The sequence below is a fragment of the Bauldia litoralis genome (assembly GCF_900104485.1).
GTDB lineage: Bacteria > Pseudomonadota > Alphaproteobacteria > Rhizobiales > Kaistiaceae > Bauldia > Bauldia litoralis.
Genome location: NZ_FMXQ01000006.1, coordinates 324,198 through 341,684, shown reverse-complemented (window position 1 = coordinate 341,684; position 17,487 = coordinate 324,198). Strand labels below are relative to the sequence as shown.

The 17,487-nt window shown below is 65.9% G+C and carries 15 protein-coding genes and 1 tRNA gene; 5 read left to right on the top strand and 11 right to left on the bottom strand.

The features are described from left to right. Nucleotides 1–12: 12 nt before the first annotated feature. Both BLT60_RS15850 and BLT60_RS15845 read right to left on the bottom strand, forming a co-directional pair. Nucleotides 13–1,500, bottom strand: coding sequence for a hypothetical protein (locus BLT60_RS15850; RefSeq protein ID WP_090877698.1), 1,488 nt, complete (start codon nt 1,498–1,500; stop codon nt 13–15). A gap of 5 nt (nt 1,501–1,505) precedes the next feature. Further along, nucleotides 1,506–2,621, bottom strand: coding sequence for a substrate-binding periplasmic protein (locus BLT60_RS15845; protein WP_090877696.1), 1,116 nt, complete (start codon nt 2,619–2,621; stop codon nt 1,506–1,508). A gap of 79 nt (nt 2,622–2,700) precedes the next feature. Here BLT60_RS15845 and BLT60_RS15840 point away from each other — a divergent pair, with 79 nt between their 5' ends. Continuing rightward, entirely contained in the window at nt 2,701–3,231 is a 531-nt protein-coding gene (locus BLT60_RS15840) for a YgjV family protein (protein ID WP_090877694.1), read from the top strand. Here the strand turns inward: BLT60_RS15840 and aroE are convergent. The 3 genes from aroE to dapA are packed head-to-tail and all read right to left on the bottom strand — an operon-like array spanning nt 3,228 to nt 5,482. Beyond that, complete coding sequence (gene aroE, locus BLT60_RS15835) at nt 3,228–4,085, bottom strand: shikimate dehydrogenase (RefSeq protein ID WP_090877692.1); 858 nt, start codon at nt 4,083–4,085, stop codon at nt 3,228–3,230. The genes BLT60_RS15840 and aroE overlap by 4 nt on opposite strands. Before the next feature lie 37 nt (nt 4,086–4,122). Beyond that, the gene (gene smpB, locus BLT60_RS15830; protein ID WP_090877690.1) at nt 4,123–4,599 is read right to left on the bottom strand and encodes an SsrA-binding protein SmpB; all 477 of its coding nucleotides are present in this window, start codon (nt 4,597–4,599) and stop codon (nt 4,123–4,125) included. A 7-nt stretch (nt 4,600–4,606) separates the two neighbouring features. Beyond that, a complete protein-coding gene (gene dapA, locus BLT60_RS15825; protein ID WP_090877688.1) occupies nt 4,607–5,482 on the bottom strand; it encodes a 4-hydroxy-tetrahydrodipicolinate synthase in 876 nt (291 codons plus the stop codon). A 254-nt stretch (nt 5,483–5,736) separates the two neighbouring features. On the opposite strand from dapA, the gene BLT60_RS15820 reads away from it, so the two are divergent. Both BLT60_RS15820 and BLT60_RS15815 read left to right on the top strand, forming a co-directional pair. Continuing rightward, a complete protein-coding gene (locus tag BLT60_RS15820; protein WP_175478475.1) occupies nt 5,737–7,920 on the top strand; it encodes a lytic transglycosylase domain-containing protein in 2,184 nt (727 codons plus the stop codon). Nucleotides 7,921–7,925: 5 nt separating this feature from the next. After that, nucleotides 7,926–8,906 (top strand): alpha/beta fold hydrolase, encoded by a 981-nt coding sequence (locus BLT60_RS15815; RefSeq protein ID WP_090877683.1) that lies wholly within the window; start codon nt 7,926–7,928, stop codon nt 8,904–8,906. On the opposite strand, the gene BLT60_RS15810 is transcribed toward BLT60_RS15815, so the two are convergent. The 4 genes from BLT60_RS15810 to BLT60_RS15800 form a co-directional block, all read right to left on the bottom strand. Beyond that, nucleotides 8,903–9,784 (bottom strand): hypothetical protein, encoded by an 882-nt coding sequence (locus tag BLT60_RS15810; RefSeq protein WP_090877681.1) that lies wholly within the window; start codon nt 9,782–9,784, stop codon nt 8,903–8,905. The two genes, BLT60_RS15815 and BLT60_RS15810, sit on opposite strands and share 4 nt — an antisense overlap. After that, entirely contained in the window at nt 9,781–9,921 is a 141-nt protein-coding gene (locus tag BLT60_RS24405) for a hypothetical protein (protein ID WP_175478474.1), read from the bottom strand. Before BLT60_RS24405 ends, BLT60_RS15810 begins: the two co-directional genes overlap by 4 nt. Before the next feature lie 8 nt (nt 9,922–9,929). Continuing rightward, entirely contained in the window at nt 9,930–12,044 is a 2,115-nt protein-coding gene (locus BLT60_RS15805; RefSeq protein ID WP_175478473.1) for an OmpA family protein, read from the bottom strand. A gap of 312 nt (nt 12,045–12,356) precedes the next feature. After that, nucleotides 12,357–13,544: a porin gene (locus BLT60_RS15800; RefSeq protein WP_090877677.1), complete on the bottom strand. Its 1,188-nt coding sequence runs from the start codon at nt 13,542–13,544 to the stop codon at nt 12,357–12,359. 541 nt (nt 13,545–14,085) lie between these two features. Here BLT60_RS15800 and BLT60_RS15795 point away from each other — a divergent pair. Beyond that, nucleotides 14,086–14,177 (top strand) — tRNA-Ser (locus tag BLT60_RS15795). A 207-nt stretch (nt 14,178–14,384) separates the two neighbouring features. Here BLT60_RS15795 and BLT60_RS15790 read toward each other — a convergent pair. Further along, entirely contained in the window at nt 14,385–15,557 is a 1,173-nt protein-coding gene (locus BLT60_RS15790; protein ID WP_090877675.1) for a helix-turn-helix transcriptional regulator, read from the bottom strand. 224 nt (nt 15,558–15,781) lie between these two features. Between BLT60_RS15790 and BLT60_RS15785 the strand changes: the two genes are divergently transcribed. After that, a complete protein-coding gene (locus tag BLT60_RS15785; RefSeq protein WP_175478472.1) occupies nt 15,782–16,567 on the top strand; it encodes an alpha/beta fold hydrolase in 786 nt (261 codons plus the stop codon). Between the two features lie 24 nt (nt 16,568–16,591). Here the strand turns inward: BLT60_RS15785 and BLT60_RS15780 are convergent, their stop codons facing one another. Continuing rightward, on the bottom strand, nt 16,592–17,473 hold the full coding sequence (locus BLT60_RS15780; protein ID WP_175478471.1) for a sulfotransferase domain-containing protein: 882 nt from the start codon (nt 17,471–17,473) through the stop codon (nt 16,592–16,594). Nucleotides 17,474–17,487 lie beyond the last annotated feature (14 nt).

Genomic DNA, 17,487 nt, shown 5'->3' with positions numbered 1-17,487 from the left:
GCGCCACGCCCGCTAGTAAAGCTGCCGTTTGCGATACCAAAACAGAAGCAGCGCCACGACGATGACAAAGGAAGCGGCGACACTGAACACGGTATCCATCCTCAGGCTCGAGACGTAGCCCAGGATGTCGAACCAGCCCTCGTCGCGTCGGCCGATGGCCGGGTCGGACCCGAGCTGGCGCCCGACCACCGACATGCCGACGAAGAAGTCGAGCACGGCGACCGAGCCGATGGCGAAGAGCAGGAGGTCGGTGAAGACGCTGCTGCGCGCGGCCGCGCGCTGGAGAAGCTGTTCGTGGCGGCTGCGGGCGACGCCGATGACATCATGGAGATTGCCGACCAGCCGGCTGAAGCCCCAGCCTTCGAGGATGCGGTTGACCTGCCGGTTGCGCGTCCGGGTCAGGTAGCGCTTGAGATGGCGGTGATGGGCAAGGGTGAGTTCGGCTTCCTCCCGCGTGCGATCGAGGCGGGCGTAAGAGGCACGAACCTCGGCCGGCTTGGAGGAGGCGTTGATCTCGCCGAGCAGGCCGAACATGCGGTGCTCGACCTGTTCGAGCGCCGCCCAGAAGAACTGGCTGAACAGCATGCTTTCCCAGGCATCGACGAAGCGGATGCCGCGCTCGGTCATCGCCGACTCGTCGAAGGCATAGCGGAGCCAGCGCATGCTGAGCCCCTCGTCCGACATCTCCTTCCGCCAGTCGTCCTGGCTGACCGGGTCCAGCCAGTCAGCCAGCGCGGCGACGCCGCCGGCATCCTCGCTGTCAAAGACAAGGCTGCGCGTCACCCAGAGCGCCGGCCCGCGATCGGCGCCGGGTTCGGCGCGCCGCTCGGGCGTCCCCTCCGACACCGTCCACGGCAGGCGCTCGCCGGTGCCATTACCGAACAGCCGGCCGGCCAGCCCCCGCACCCCGCCCGGGCGCCCTGCCGCCGGCGTCTCGACGGAGAAGATGCCGACCAGTTCGTTGTCGATCCGCGCCGCCAGCGCCTGGAGCAGCGCCATGCCGAGCTGCTCGACTGCCTCGAGTTCCTCGGCCGACACGCCGTCGCCGGACTGGCCGAAGCCCTGCGCCGGACCGAGCGAGAACCAGACGATCATCACGCCGCCATAGTAGAGCCGGACATGCGCCTCCTCCGGCACGACGTCGATCTGCTCCTGCGTGGCCTCGGCGGTCTCGTCATGCGGCGATTGCGTCAGGCGCCGGACGGCGGTGGCGAGGATCTCGGCGCGCAGCGCGCCGTCCAGGACGACGCGGGTGTCGAGGAGGTGAGCCGGCAGCATCGGCGTGTCGTCGGTCACGGTCTCGTAGCGGACCGGCCGTTCCGCGACCGCTTCGCTGCTATGGGCGAAGCTCGTCGCCGTCAGGTCGAAGATCGACGGGCGACCCCGCGCCCGGGTCGCCACGTCCTGCCAGAGGTCCGCAAGGGCCGGGCCGCCGCCGACCACCGCATCGGCGGCGATCCAAACCCGGGAGAGGCACGGCCCCATGAAGATCGTCCGCATAACGCCTACTCCCCCTCCAGTTCGACGATCTCGTCGCGGACCCAGAGCCGCTCGCCGCGCAGCGGACCGTTGAGCAACTGGACATAGCTCATCGACGGCTCTTCCGGATCGGTGGCGGTGCCGAGGTAGTAACGGCTCCATTCCAGCACCACGGCGCGACTGCCGCGCGGCAGCAGGACGAAATCGGCGACGCCGCGGCGCGGGTGGCCGGCGAGCGGCGCGCCGGTGCCGGGTTCGTGCAGCGACACCACCCGCCCCTTCCACCGCCCCTGCCATTCGATTGTCTGGCGGAGTTCGGCAACCCGGCCGCTTGCCTCGATGCCGGCCAGCGCGCGATCGAAGGCCTGCTTCAGGTCGTTGGCGTCGGGCCGGCTGCGCGGGAAGAGGAAGTGGACGCCCATCGACCAGGTCAGCGCCGGCCGGTCGAGCACGCCGAACTTGCGGCGATCCTCCATCGGGAAGGCGCGGTCGATCAGCGACTCGCCGACCGCCCGGCTGGCGGCGAGATAGTCGATCTCGCCATCGCGCAACATCTCGAAGGCCCGGTACTCCGACTCGACCACGCCGAGATCGGCGACCGGCGGGGCATCCTGCGGGCATTCCACGGTCCCGAAATCGAGCAGGCAGTCGAGCTTGCCATAGGCATAGCCGGCGACCCGGACGGTTTTCAGGTCCTTCAGGTCCTCGAAGGCGGCGATATCGCGGATCGGCGACTGGATCGTCGGATTGAAGAAGACGACATATTCGACCTCGAGGATCGGGTTGGAATAGGCGAAGGCCTTCTCCCGCTCCGCATTGCGGAACCAGGGAAAGGTGCCGATCGCCTTGCCTTCGTCGGTCATCTGCAGGGCGTTGGCGAAGGGCAGGAATTCGTAGACCGGCTCGCGGTCCATGCCCTTGAGGACCTCGCTGACCAGGGCCGAGAGCAGGCCGCCGCCCGGCATTCGCTCGCTGGTGAAAGGTGGCCATTCGCCGGTCACCACGACCGCGCGATCGAGCAATACCGCGGCATGGGCGGAGCGCTGAACGCCGGGCGCCAAGGCCAGCCCGAGAGTCATGAGGAGGAAAAGCAGTGTCCCGTATCGCGATGTCAGCCGCGCGGCGGTACGTTTGCCGATCATGGAGTCTCCTGTGACGCGTTGCTGGTCAATCAATCCCTCGCCGAGCCGATCGCTTCGCCGCCGTCGGCCGGGGCCCTAGATGGATATCGTCCTCCAGGCACAGATCGTCGGCGCCGTCGGATTCGGACTGCTCGTCGTCGCGACCTTCGCCAAGACCCGTACGCGATTCCTTCTGATCGACATAGCCGGGCTGGCACCCACCGCCATCCATTACGTGATGCTGAACGCGGCGGCGGGCGCCGCCCTGACGGCCTTCTACATGGCCTCGGATGCGGTGGCGGCCCTTGCCGGCCAGCGGGCCGCCCGCGCCGTCTACTGGGTCTTCTACCCGACGGCAGGGCTGGTCGGCTGGATCTTCTGGGCCGGCCCTTCCGACCTGCTCGCCATCGGCGGGACGATCCTGGCGGTCGCGGCGCGCCACCAGCGGCCGGTGTGGCGCATCCAGGCGCTGGTCGTGGCCAGCACCATCGGCTGGGGCGCCTACGGTTTCGTTTCCGGATCGTATGTGCAGGTGATCTTCTCGAGCGTCTATGGCGCCGCCGCCCTGCTCAACGCGATCCGCTTCTTCCGCGCCCGCTCGTCACTCCCCGGCTCGCCTGAGGCGGACTAGTCCGAGGCGCCGAAGATTTCCGTCAGCGTGTCGCGCATCACGGTCGGGTCCGCATCGACGCCGGTCCAGTACTTGATGCCGATGACCCCCTGGTTGATCAGCATGCCGAGGCCGTCGACCACCGTGCAGCCGCGCGCCTCCGCATCGCGCAAAAGGTTGGTCTTCGGCGGATTGACGATGACGTCGGCGACGACCATGCCCGGCTTCAGGGTATCGAGATCGATATCGAGCCGCCCGTCGACGTCCGGGTAAAGGCCGATCGAGGTGGCGTTGACGACGATGTCGGTGCCGTCCGGAATCGCATAAGGGCCGCTCCAGGCGGCGAATTCGGCGGTTGCCTCGGTCTTCGCGTTGAGGAGGTCGACAAGGGTCTGGCCGCGCTCGACGCCGCGATTGACGACGACAATCCGGGTCGCACCGGCCAACGCGAGCTCGACGCCGATCGCCCGCGCCGCGCCGCCGGCTCCGAACATGACGACGCTCTTGCCGCGCGGATCAACCTTTTCCATCAGCGACTTGAGGAAGCCCTTTCCGTCGGTATTCTCGCCGATCAACTGGTCGCCCCGCCGCACCGCGCAATTGACAGCGCCCATGATCTCGGCCGACTCGCCCAGACCGTCGAGATGCTCGATCACCGTCACCTTGTGCGGCAGCGAGCAGTTGAAGCCGACCCAGCCCATGGCGCGGGCGCCGCGCACCGCGTCGCCGAGTAGATCCGGCGGCACCTCGCAATTGATGTAGCGGATGTCGAGGCCGTGATGACGATAGGCCGCCTCGACCATCGCCACCGTCGGGTTCTCCGCCGCCCCGGTCGAAAAGCTGCCGGTCAGCGTGCTCAGGAAACTCTTGGGCATTGGTTCTCCCCCCTCGGTATGGATCGTCCGCGCCGGGTCAGCCCTTGTCGCGAAGCAGCCGGGCCTTCTCGCGACCCCAATCGCGCTTCTTCTCGGTCTCGCGCTTGTCGTGGAGCTTCTTGCCGCGCGCCAGCGCCAGCTCGACCTTGGCCCGGCCCTGGTCGTTGAAATAGATCTTCAGGGGCACGACGGTCATGCCGTCGCGCTGGACCGCGCCGGCCAGCCGGTTGATCTCCGTCCGGTGGAGCAGCAGCTTGCGCGGCCGCCGGGTCTCGTGCTGGAAGCGGTTGGCCTGGAGGTATTCGGGGATATAGGCGTTGTAGAGCCACAATTCCCCGCCCTGCTCGCCAGCATAGGAATCGCCGATATTGGCCCGACCGCCGCGCAGCGACTTGACCTCGGTACCGGTCAGCGCAAGGCCGGCCTCGAACGTCTGGCCGATCTCGTAATTGAAACGGGCCCGACGGTTGTCGGCGGCAATGCGCGACGGCGCTTTGGCTTTCTTGGCGGCCATCAGTGGATCAGTTGATCAATCCGGCATGGACCATGGCGGAGCGGATTTCGGCCTTGGTCGCGTCGGACGCCTTGACCATCGGCAGCCGCATGTCGTCGGTCATCTTGCCGAGGATCGACAGGGCATACTTGGCGCCGGCGGGATTGGGCTCGAGGAACAGCGCCTTGTGCAGCGGCATCAGCCGGTCCTGGTAGCTGAGCGCCCTGGGATAGTCGCCGGCCATGCAGGCCTCGAGGAATTCCGACACCATCTTGGGCGCGACATTCGAGGTGACCGAGATGCAGCCGTGGCCGCCATGGGCCATGACGGCAAGCGCCGTCCCGTCGTCACCGGACAGCTGGATGAACTCCGGTCCCATCGCCTCGCGCTGGGTGCTGATCCGGTCGATCTTGCCGGTGGCGTCCTTGACGCCGACGATGTTCTTCAGCTCGAACAGCCGCGCCATGGTCTCGACCGACATGTCGATCACCGAGCGCGGCGGGATGTTGTAGATGATGATCGGGATGCCGATCGCATCGTTGATCGCCTTGTAGTGCTGGTAAAGCCCCTCCTGGCTGGGCTTGTTGTAATAGGGCGTGACGACCAGCACGCCGTCGGCACCGGCTTTTTCCGCATGCTGGGCGAGCTCGATCGCCTCCGCGGTGTTGTTGGACCCCGCCCCGGCAATCACCGGAACACGGCCGCCAGCGGCCTCGATGCAAGTCTCGACGACCCGCTTGTGCTCGGCATGGGTCAGCGTCGGGCTCTCGCCGGTGGTGCCGACCGGCACCAGGCCGTGGCTTCCCTCCTCGATCTGCCAGTCGACAAAGCTGCGGAAAGCCGCCTCGTCGAGCGCACCGTCCCTGACCGGCGTGACAAGCGCCGTGATGGATCCCTTGAACATTTCGGCCACAACCTCGCCGGATTTTTCGCTATTTTCTGGGGTCGAGACCTTATTCCGGGCCGACCGGGGGGGCAAGGACGGCCTTCGGACGGGCTCGTCAAGCAATCGTTCACTATGGCACAATAGGCTCTATGTCGAGGGTTGAGTCTTTTCGACGAGGCCGGTGCGGGCCGCCGAGGCCATCGCAGCCTGCACCGGAGAAGGCACGCATGTCATTCGACGCCCAAAGAACCATGAAACAAGGACGCACCGCCATGCGCGGCAAGGCCCTTCTGATTCCCGCATTCGCGATACTGGCCGTACCGGCGCTCCTCGCCCCGGGCGGATATGACGCCGCAGCCGAAACCGCCGGGATTCAGGTCGCCGACATCCCGATGCCGCGGATGAACCCGCAGCGCGCCCATTCCGACAGCCTGCCGCTGACCGCCGACCCGATCGCCCAGTTCCTCGCCAGCGGCGACGACCAGCACCGCGACGCGGTCGGAGACGTCGAGACGCCGATGGCTTTCACCCCGGTCGCTTCGGTGGCGGCAAAGCCGGCCTCGACGAAGGCCAACCTCAACACCATCGGCCTGCGATACGCGCTGAAATTCCTCGACGACGGCGATCCCGCCGCCGCGACGGCCGCCGCCTATGCCATGCCCAATCCGGTCGACACCAAGGTGATCGACTGGCTGGTGGCGATCAGCGGCCGCGACGACGTCCCCGCGCCGCGCATCGCCGAAGTGTGGCGGAAGCTCGCAGACTGGCCCGGACAGTCGCTGCTGCAAATCCGTTTCGAGCAGGCGCTGGTGCGCGAGAAGCCGCCGGCGCAGACCGTCATCGACGCGCTGGCAGGGCGCGTCCCGGAAACCGACGATGGCCTCGTTCTCCTCGCCAAGTCCTACATCGCCGTCGGCCGCAAGTCCGACGCCGCCAACCTGGTGCGCACCTACTGGCGCACCGAGCGATTCGGCAGCGACACCGAGTCAACGCTGCGCAAGGAATTCGGCAGCCTGCTGACCACCGGCGACTACAAGGTGCGGGCCGACCGCCTGCTCTACGAGGAGCAGACATCGGCCGCGCTGCGCAACGCGGCCTTCGCCGGCAAGAACGAACTGGCCCTCGCCAAGGCGGTGGCCGATGTCGAAGCCAACAACAACGCAGCGAAAGCACTGGCCGCTGTTCCGGCCAGCATGCGCAAGGACCCGCTCTACCAGTTTGCCCAGGCCCAGTATCTGCGCCGCGCCAACAAGTTCAGCGAAGCGGCCAAGGTGATGTTCTCCGCCACCACCGATCCGGACAAGATCGACGGCGATGCGTGGTGGGTCGAGCGGCGGGTGCTGTCGCGCGAGTTCCTCGATATCGGCGACCCCAAGACCGCCTACCGGATCGCCGCCGGTCATTCGGCCGAATCCTCGGCCTCGATCGCCGAGGCGGAATTCCATGCCGGCTGGTATGCGCTCGAATTCCTCAACGATCCGAACACCGCGAAGAAGCACTTCGCCGCTATCCTGAAGGTCTCGAGCCGGCCGCTGAGCGAATCGCGCGCCGACTACTGGCTCGGGCGCGCCTCCGAGAAGGCCGGCAACCGGGCCGACGCGATCGCCTATTACAAGCGGGCCGGCAAGCACCCGACCACCTATTACGGCCAGCTCGCCCTCGCCAACCTCGGCGTCAAGACCCTGCCCATCGCCGCGCCGCCGAAGCCGGACGCCGCCACCAAGGCGCGGTTCGAATCGCGCGAACTGGTGCAGGTGATCAAGCGCCTCGACGCCGCCAATCGCGGCGACCGCAACGACATCTTCTACCGGGCGCTGGCCGACGAACTGACCGACCCGGCCGAGATCGCGTTGCTGGCCGAGATGGCCGAAGAGCACGGCGGGCATCCCTTTGCCCTGCAGATCGGCAAGCTCGCCTCCTATCGCGGCCTGGCCGTCGACTCGACCGCCTTCCCGATCTCGGCGATCCCGAGTTCCGCCAACACGGGCGATGTCGAGAAGCCGTTGGTCTATGCGATCGCCCGCCAGGAAAGCGCCTTCAATCCGAAGGCAGTCAGCGGCGCCGGCGCACGCGGCCTGCTCCAGCTCATGCCGGCGACCGCCAAGTCGATGGCGAAGACCGCGGGCCTGCCCTATTCGCAAGACCGGCTGACCAGCGATCCGGCCTATAACGCGGCGCTCGGCGCGACCTTCCTCGGCAGGCTGAAATCCAGCTTCGGCGGCTCCTTCATCATGACCTTTGTCGGCTACAATGCCGGCCCGAGCCGGGTGAATACCTGGGTCGAGCGGTACGGCGACCCGCGCGACCCGAATGTCGACGCGGTCAACTGGGTCGAGCGGATCCCCTTCACCGAAACCCGCAACTACGTCCAGCGGGTGATGGAGAACCTGCAGGTCTACCGCGCCCGCCTCGGCCGCCCTGCCCTGACCATCCATACCGACCTGAAGCGGGGCTGAGCCGCATGGCCGCCGACGGCGCGACGCAGCCGGCGTTTCGCGATCGCTACTACACCAGCGCCGACGGGCTGAAGCTGCACGTCGCCGAGTATGGCGACCCGCTCCAGCCCTGGCTGCCGGTGGTCTGCCTGCCCGGCCTGTCGCGCAGCGCCCGCGACTTCCATGCGCTCGCCCTGCATCTTTCGAACCATCGCCACCGCCCGCGCCGGGTGCTGTGCTTCGACTACCGCGGGCGCGGCCTGTCGGAGCATGACCCGGAGGTCGCCAACTACAACCCGCTGACCGAGATGCGCGACATCCTCGACGGCATGGCCGCCCTCGGCGTTGGCCGCGCCATCGTCGTCGGCACGTCGCGGGGTGGCATCGTTGCGATGCTAATGGGCGTCGCCCGTCCGAGCGCGCTTGCCGGCGTCGTGCTCAACGATATCGGTCCGGTGATCGAGCCGGTCGGCCTTGCCCGGATCAAGACCTATATCGGACGGACGCCCGCGCCCGACGACTGGGACGACGCCGTCCATATCATCAAGCGGCTGCACGGCGGCCACTTCACCGCACTGTCGGACGCCGACTGGAAGGCCTTCGCCCGGATGACCTATCGGGACGAGGACGACCACCCGGCCGGCGACTACGATCCGGCGCTCGCCCGGACTTTCGACGGGGTCGAGTTCGATCGCCCGGTTCCCGAGCTCTGGGACCAGTTCGATACCTTGAAGGAGATTCCCGTGCTGGCGATCCGGGGCAGCAATTCCGACCTGCTCAGCGCCGCGACGCTGGCGGCGATGGGCGAACGTCATACCGGCCTCGAGTCGGTGACAATCGAGGGGGAAGGCCACCCGCCCCTGCTCCTCAACACGCCGATTCTTCAGAGAATTTCGGCTTTCATCACCCAGGCCGAAGGGTCCGGTCCGCCGATCGACGCGGTCGTCCCGGTCGAGACGTCGGCGTTCGACCTCGACGCACGGCCCGAAGCCTCGACGGAAGGCTAGCCAGCCTCGCCGCGCGCCGCCGCTCGCAATTCCTCGGCGACCGCTTCCTCTTCCGCCGCCCGCTGGCGATCCTCGGCCTTGATGTAGCCGGTCCGCCCACCACTCGCCAGGACTGTTGCCTGCCCGATCCAGTCGTCCCGCTCGATACGCTCCGGGAACTTGATCTGCAGCCCGACCCAGCGGATTTCGGCCGGCGTCCAGGCAGCGATCTGGCCGAAATGGAAGATGCCGAGGGTGTTGAGAAGTTCCTCGTTCTTCTTGCCGATGCCGCGGATCCTCTGGAGATCGTCGGGAACGCCATTACGCGGTGACGTCAGGCCGGCCGGGCGCATCGCCGGCAGTTCCTCGACGACCGGCGCCGGCACGACCTCCGGCAGCGGTTCGGGGACCAGGTCCTCAGGCGCAACGATCGCGGCGACCTCGGCCTCTTCCTCCTCGGTCCAGACCTCTTCGGCATGCCAATCGGGATCGACCTCGACTGGCGGCTCGTGCCAGTCCTGATCCGGATAATCCGGCTCTGCATCGTGACCCGCGAGGGCCGCCTCGATATCCTCGATCGGCCCGAGCGCCGCCGGTTCCTCGGCATGCACGGCGGGGGGCGGGCCGATGCGCCGGAGGGGCTCGCGATCCGGATAGTCGCGGTAGGCTTCCCCCGCATGCGAGACCATCCGCGCCCGCTGGCGGGTCCGCCAGGTCGCCGCGAGTCCAAGGCGCAGCCTGACCCGATCGATGACATGACCGACGCCGTCGGCCACCGCCTCCTGCGCCGGCGCAAGCCGCGTCTCGGCGATCAGCAGGTAAAGGAGCGAACCGAGCAGGCAGCCGGCGACGAAGACCAGCAGAAGCAGAAGCCATATCTCGATGGAATGCCAGATCAATGCTCGTCGGGCCCCCGCTCGAGCCACGCCGTCACGTCGTCAACGCTATACGGGTCCTGATACCACCAGCCCACCGCGACGCCGACACACAGCGCGACCAGAAGGTAGGGCCAATAGGCGATGATCAGATACAGCATGTCGGTACCTAGCCGCTGCCGGGCGGATCGATGGTCAGCGCGATGCGCCGGTTGGCGGCCTTGCCCTCCTCGGTCTCGTTGTCGGCGATCGGCAGCGTCTCACCATAGCCCTTCGCCGTCATGCGTTCGAACTTGACGCCGGCATCGACGAGATAATCCACAACCGCCTCGGCCCGGGCCTGGGTGAGCTCGAGGTTCTTCTCCTCCGAGCCATCGGAATCGCTGTGGCCCCCGACCTCGACCATCGACGCCGGACACCGCATCAGGACGCCCGCGACCCGGTCGAGGAGCGTGTAGCTGTCGATCGAAATCTCTGCCGCGCCCTTGTCGAATTCGACATTGCCGTTTCCGAGCGCCAGTTTCAGCCGCCCGCGGCACCCGTCGGTATCCAGGGGCTGGCCGACCTGCCGGGTGATGACGTTGATCCTGGTCTTGAAGGTGTCGGGGATCGATTCGGCGGCGATATCCGCGATGCGCTGCATGGCGCGATCGTGAAACGTCGTGCCGTCGATCTCGATGACGCTGTCGACGATCGAGAAATGACCGCCCGCCAGACGCGCCGCTGCCCGCATCGCGCCGCTGGCGCCATCGACCAGATTATCCGGCGCGCCACTGGCGAACCCGATCCTGTCCGTGACCCTGACCGAGCCGAACCGTTCGCGCGCCGCATCGAGCAGGGCCTGCTTCTGGTCTTCCGACCCGGCATAGCCGGCCATGATCAGCCCGTTCTCGCCATGGGAGAGCGAAAGGGTGAATGGGGAAACCACAGGCGGCGAGACATCCGAACCGGCCAGTGCGAGGCTCGCCGGAAGGCGTCGGGCATTGGCCGCCGTCAACGCTACATAGGCATCCGAACTCCCGGCCTCGCCGCTGATCGAATAGGTGACGCCCTCGACCTTGGCGACGCCGGTCTTCAACTCGGCCAATTGCTCCATCGCGAACTTGGCGGCGCCGATCCAGTCGATCTTCGGCTCGCCGGAGGCGATCTTGACGTCTTCCTTGACGGAAAGGCCGGCAAACAGCGTCCTGGCAAGCGCCTCGACTTCCGCCCGGCCTTCCAGCGACGGCACGTAACCGGTCAAGGTGATCGAGTCGCCCTCCCGCTCGCCCGTCCAGTGATAGGCCGAGACCGGGGCCGGCGTGATCGCATTGGCGACGATCTCGACCCCGGGCGGCAGGGTTCCGCCGATTCCGCTGACCACGGACTCGTAGTCCTCGACGCTGCGGGCCGTGCCGGCGACATCCAGCGTCAGGCCGTCGAGCATGACACCGCCCTCCTCGAGCTTGCCGAGGGCCTGGACGGCGAAGGTGGCCGCCTCGGCGAAACCTTCCGGCTCTCCGGAGGCAATGTTCATGTTGTCGATGACCGGCACACCGGGCTTCAAGGCTTCGGCGGCGGCGACAAGCGAGGTTCTTGCCACGTCGTTCGGGACATATCCCGCCAGCGTCAGGGAGACCTCGTCGAGGCTCGCCGACCAGACGAAGCGATCGACCCGCGCCGGGAGGATATCGACCGGGCCCAGCGTCACGCCACCGGGCATCGAATCACGGAACGCGGCGCGCGCCTCGGCATAGCCTTCGGCAGTCACGGCGGTTCCGGCAACCGACAGGGTTCCGTCGGTGATGGTCACCTGGCCTTCCGACAGGTTGGCCAGCCGATCGAGGGCAAAGGCCGTCATCGAGTTGAAGGTCTTGGCCGCGCCGCGGGCGAGATGGGTTTCATCGAGGATTTCGGCCTCGGGCAGTGCCCGGCGCGCCGCCGCGAGAACCCCGTTGCGCGTCGCTTCGGAGGGGACGCTGCCGAGCAGCGTCACTTTCCGGCCGAGCCGTCGCGCCGACCATTCATAGGGTGAGGCGATCGGCAGGAGGCCGCTCTCGTTGGTAACCGAGGCAACACCGCCGATGGCAGCCGAGGCAAGCAGCGCTTCTTCCTGCACCTCCGGCGTCGGCGCGACGCCGCCAATGACAACGTTGCGACCGGACACCTCGACGGTCGCCCAGTCGTAACCGTCCGCCACCAGCCGCCCGGACACCCTGGCAGCCAGTTCGCGCTCGACGGCGCCGGTTCGCAGCAGCACCGCCAGGACAGCAAGAAGGATTGTCGCCGCGAGTCCGGGACGCACCCATCTTCGCCAGTTCGACATACCGCGAAACCCTCAATTCTCAACGCACGCCGCTTGCGCACCACGGAAGAAGGCCACCGCCAATCCCGGCCGGCGGCGCCCCGATCTCTAGGGACTGATCGAACGCGGGATTGCGACGAATCTATGGGCGTGGCCCATCTTCGCCAAGAAAACCGCGACCCGCAAGCCGCGAGACGAGGCCGGGAGACGACAATTCCGCCGGCTGGCTCCGTCGAGAAGGAATGGCTCAGACAAAGAAAATGCCCGGCGGATTGCTCCGCCGGGCACTTGGATCAAGTCAGACCCGATCGCTTAGAAAGAAGTCTTCCAGCGAAGGTGACCACCGGTGGTGGAGTCGCCCGATTCCGGATCCGTGTAGAGAACTTCCGCACCGATCTCCGAGTTGCTGGTCGGGTGGTAGTAGATGCCCAGCGCGCCGGTGAAGGTGCCCATGTTCTTGCGGGAGTCCGCAGTGTCCTGCCAGCTGGCGGTTGCCGCAACGTCCATGTTGCCGCTGAGAGCGAAGCTGCCCGAAACGAAGGCACTCCACCACTCGCCGTCATCACAGCCACGGAACTTGCCGCCCGAGAACGTGTCGGAGCAGTTCGAACCGCCGGTGAAGCTCTTGGCGTTATCCGAGTAAGCGCCGGCAGCCTTCAGCTTGAAGCCTCCGCCGATCTCGCCTTCGGCAGCAAGGGCAACACCCCAGCCAGTGCCGCTGGTCCGGTCAGTGACAGCACCCGACAGCTTCATGTCGAAGCCGCCAACGCCGCCCGTCAGGGCCAGGACGATATCCGGATAGTCGCCGGTCGCATTCTTCGCACCGGAGTAACGGTCACGCGGATCTTCGAGGCCGAGCATGATGCCCCAGGTGCCCATCAGGTAGGACAGACGGAACTGGTCGGTCTTCTTGTCCGAACGAACCGCGCCGTCGTAGGTGTAGCCACCACCGACGTCGAAGGTCGAAGCGGTCCAACCGAACATCATCGGGCCGATCGCGCCGTAACCACCGTCGAAGCGAACTTCCTTGTCAACACCGTTGGTGCCGTCGAAGTTGTTCGAAACCGTGACGAAGTTGAAGTTGGTAACGATCGGACCAAGGTCGCCCATCGACTTGGCGGTGAAGTTCACACCGGCTTCCGTCTTGAACTCCCAAGCGGCCGAGTAGTCGTCCAGCGCGTACAGATCGCCGGCGACAACACCGTTGACGTTCGCGAGCGGGTTGCTCGGATCAGTCGTCGCGCCGGTGAGCTGGTTGGCAACGTTGAAGTAGTTACCGACCTTGTAGTTGTCCGAGTAGAACCAGATGTCCATCTGGATGTAGCCACCGACCTTCAGGCAGGTGTCCGTACCCGGGATGTAGTAGTAGCCGGTTCCAAAGGCATCACAAACCTTGACGTAGTCGATCGGCTCGACTGCGAGAGCAAGGTCTGCCGCCTGGGCGCCACCGCTAACCGCAAACGCGGCCGCAGTACCGAGGAAGAGAGCCTTCAATTTCATATCCTGACCTCCAAAACTTGTTCCAAGGGGCAGGTTGGTTCTTCTAGTGCTCCCGAACCTCGTACCCCGGTTCGGTAGATGAGCCTTGCGAAGTCTTCCCAATCCCCGCTGAGCTATCCTGAACGACCTTGCCCCAAGGCGACCGCCAGAACAACGCGAACTACAAATCCGCAGTTCGTGAGTCGCACCATATCCACGACGCCGGGCCTTGCAACGCCAAAAGGCCGTCTGAGGGTCCCCGCTCATGGTTTTGCAAACCCGTGTTGCAGATTTGGCACGAACTGGGGGTCGCTGGTAACCTTTCGGTCAGAATTGGGCGGTTTTCCGGGGGACTTCCGGCCGTGCCGGATCGTGTTGGTCGCGCCACAGCGACTCGTTCCGTCGGGTCCAAGGGCCTCAAGGCGACTCATCTCCGGTTCGCGTGCGGCGACTCTTCCTTCAAGGAGAAGGACGATTCGAGTCGCATAAAGGCGAGATACCGGCTCCCCGACACGATCGCCGCTTGATCGGGCCGTCGCAGACCGTTATCTCCAACCGGACCGGAGAGGTGGCCGAGTGGTCGAAGGCGCTCGCCTGCTAAGCGAGTATACGGGTTAAACCGTATCGTGGGTTCGAATCCCATCCTCTCCGCCATTCGATGTCGCCGCGCGATCGCGTGCTTCAAATCCCCTGCAACGCTGTCATTACCCCCCGGCCCACCGGCGGATACGCCCATTGTCCCACTGAACGGCGCACCTTGCCCGCATTTGTAGCTGGAGGACGGGTCCGTCCGGAAAACCGGAAGCCGCCGGCCCAGCCGATTCGACACAGGAACAGCGAGGTCGGCACAGGGATGCGTGCCTAGTTTTCGGCCGGCCGGCCTTGCGTCGCAATGGCCGGATCATGGTTCCGGCCATTGCTGAGGAGCGCCACCAACTGGCTCTGCTGCGTAGTGCCGGTCTTCCTGAACGCCGCGCTGAGGTGCTTGCGCATCGTGTGGTAGCTGACGCCGCGCTGGACAGCATGCGACTTCAAGGTGGCGCCCTGTTGCAGCGCCGACGCGAGGTCCCCTTCGGCGGGGGTCAGTCCATGGGCGCGGAAAAGCGCCTCCCGATCGACGACGCCGGACCAATCCAGGCAGACTATCGCAACCGGCGGGTCACCATCGGGCCAGCCAAGCATGCCTGCCAGAGCGTCTGTGCGCGATGTCAACGGTGCGACGGTCATCGGCACCATCCGGTTCGAATCCTGATCGCGAAGGAGAATCGGTCCCGTTGAGGCGGTGTGATCTTGACCGGTGATCGCGTGAAGCCTGCGCTGCAGGGCATCGTCTGCTTCCGGATCACTGACGACCAGGCGCCCCGCCCCGTCGTAGGAGAGCAACCGGCTTTCGCGCCGAAGGCTCTCGCCGGCCTTGTTCGCGTAAAGAACATGGCCCTTGTCGTCGACAAGGAAGATCGAGGCCGGCAGGACGTCGAGCGTCGCGCCGGCACCGAGACGGTGCCCGCGCAGATGCCGACTCACAGCGAAGCAGCGCGCCAGGTGCGGCGCCAGCAGGTCGAGCAGATCGGCAAGGTCGGCCTGGATCTTCTCCTGGTCCCTGAACCGGATATTGCAGGACAGCCGGAGCAGCCTTTGTCGGTCGCGGGCAATGGTAATGCCGGCGCCGGTACCAATGTCTTCCTGGGGCCGGATCCACTCATTGTAGAAGCGTGTCTGGCGCAGCAAGTCGGGCTCGATCAGCGATTCCGAGGTCTGAGCCTTGCCGACCGGCATCTGCTGGACCGCATCGAGCCATGGGTTGATCACCCCATATTCTCGATGCAGCGACTCCACAAAGCTCGGATCGTAGAGGTCGCCGGCCATGGCGATGCACAGCCCGGTCTTGGTGTCACTGCAGTGCAGACTTGTCCAGACGCCGCCGAGAGATCCCGAGATCGCGGACAGAAATGCCGGCCATTTCTCGGGCGTGTGTGCTGCCTCGTAGATCGCGTCGACAAGGCCGTTATAGGTCTCAAGAGAAAGGGATCGCATTTGTCATTCCCTCCTGCCTGAGGATCAGAACGCGCAAAAACATGACCACAAGCAAAAGCCTATAGGCGTATAAGCGATGGAACAACCAGCGATGTTTTCGTACCGTTTATTCCAGCGTTTCTTTCTCTTTTCGGCGACGGGCACATGCATTCATCTCAGTGGGAACGGTAATCATGGCAATTAGGTCGGACACTGTTGTTGGCACGTCGCATGGCGATATTGCATTGCATGATACCGGCGGCGCCGGCGCGCCGGTCGTTTTCCTGCACGGAAACTCCCTCTGCAAGGAAGTCTTCAAACCCCAGATCGCCGCGCTCGGCTCGCAATGCCGGGCGATCACTGTCGACTTGCCGGGACACGGCGCATCGTCCGACGCGATCGATCCCTCCCGCACCTATTCGTTGGGCGGCTACGCCCACTGCGTCGGCGAAGTGCTCGCCGCCATGGGTATTACCGACGCCGCGGTGGTCGGATGGTCGCTCGGCGGCCATATCGGGCTGGAATTGACGGACAGTTTTCCGGGCTTGCTCGGGCTGATGGCGATTACCACCCCGCCGTTCGAGCGTCTCGATGACGGGACGGTCGCCGGATTCCAGCCGCACCCGAAGCTTGGCATGTCCGGGCAGCGGGAATTTTCAGCGGACGAAGCCAGGGAATTCGCCTCGCTCATCAGCGATCATCACTCTCCCGCCGCCGATCCCTGGGAGAACGCCGTCGTGCGGACCGACGGTCGGGCGCGCAGCACCCTGTTCGAATCGCTGGCGGCGATGTCGCCGCGCCGGCAGAGGGACCTGGCGGAGCAATGTCCGGTCCCGATCGCCATGATCGTCGGCTCCGACGAACAGTTTGCCGACCCCGACTACATCGTCAGCGTCGACTACCGGACCCTGTGGGCCGGCGAGGTCCAGCTTTTCGAAGGATGCGGGCATGCGCCTCAAATCCATGCCGCCGACCGGTTCAACGACATTCTCAAGCGCTTCCTCACCGACGTTGGCGTTGTCAGGCCGTAACCCCGGTTGCGGGTACTCCGGCCGTCACTTCGGCAGGTAGCCGAAGCGGCGCATCAGCGGCTTGTGCGCCCTGACCATCCGGGCGACCTGCGCGTCGTCGAGCACATCGCGCCACTGCCCGGCCTTGCCGGCGCGAAAGAACTGGTCGGCCGACCGCTCGGACCTTTCAACGAATCCGTCCGCCGCTTCCCGGGCGCGCAGCTGGTCGAAGCTCGACATCGCAATGGCCTTGCGGAGTTCTTCCCGGCCCGGCTTCAGCCGGAGGTGGCGGGCAATGCGGGTAAAGGCTCGTTCGGGCTTCTCGATCATGTCTTCGTAACGCACCACCAGGATGATCGGGTTGGGGCGATCGCTCCAGGTCCCGACATTCTCGCTCCATGATCCCTGAATCACCCGGACCCGCTCGTGGCCCTTGTCGTTGCTCCGGCGAATCCCCCAGCCGCGCGTCGCCATCCGCTCGATCACGGAATCGATCGAGGCGTTGCTGAAGGCCGCGTATGAAATGACGACATCGAGCGGGTTGCGCACGACGTAGATGGCGCCGGCCGTCACCTGCATGTTGATCAGTGGCGCGCCATGATCCATGCCGTTGGCGTTATGGGTCTTGAGGTAGATCGGCCGGCCGGCCGAGCGGGCCAGCGCCGCCTGGACGCTCGGCCGCGCCGCGGCGATCTCTGCCTCGGTGGCCAGCGCAACCGGCTTGCCGAGGAAACGGGGATAAAGGGCGGCGGCATTCTCCACCGCGCCCCCCTCCTCGATCCGGTTGATGTCGACCGCGTCAAAATCGGGATTCCGCATGACGTTGAGAAGGGCGTTGATGAAGGCCCGCGTCCAGGTGTTGCCGGAGCGCGGATAGGAGGCGATCCAGATAATCCCCTGCGGCTTGTCTTCGTCCAGATTGATCACGTTGATTCGTTAGT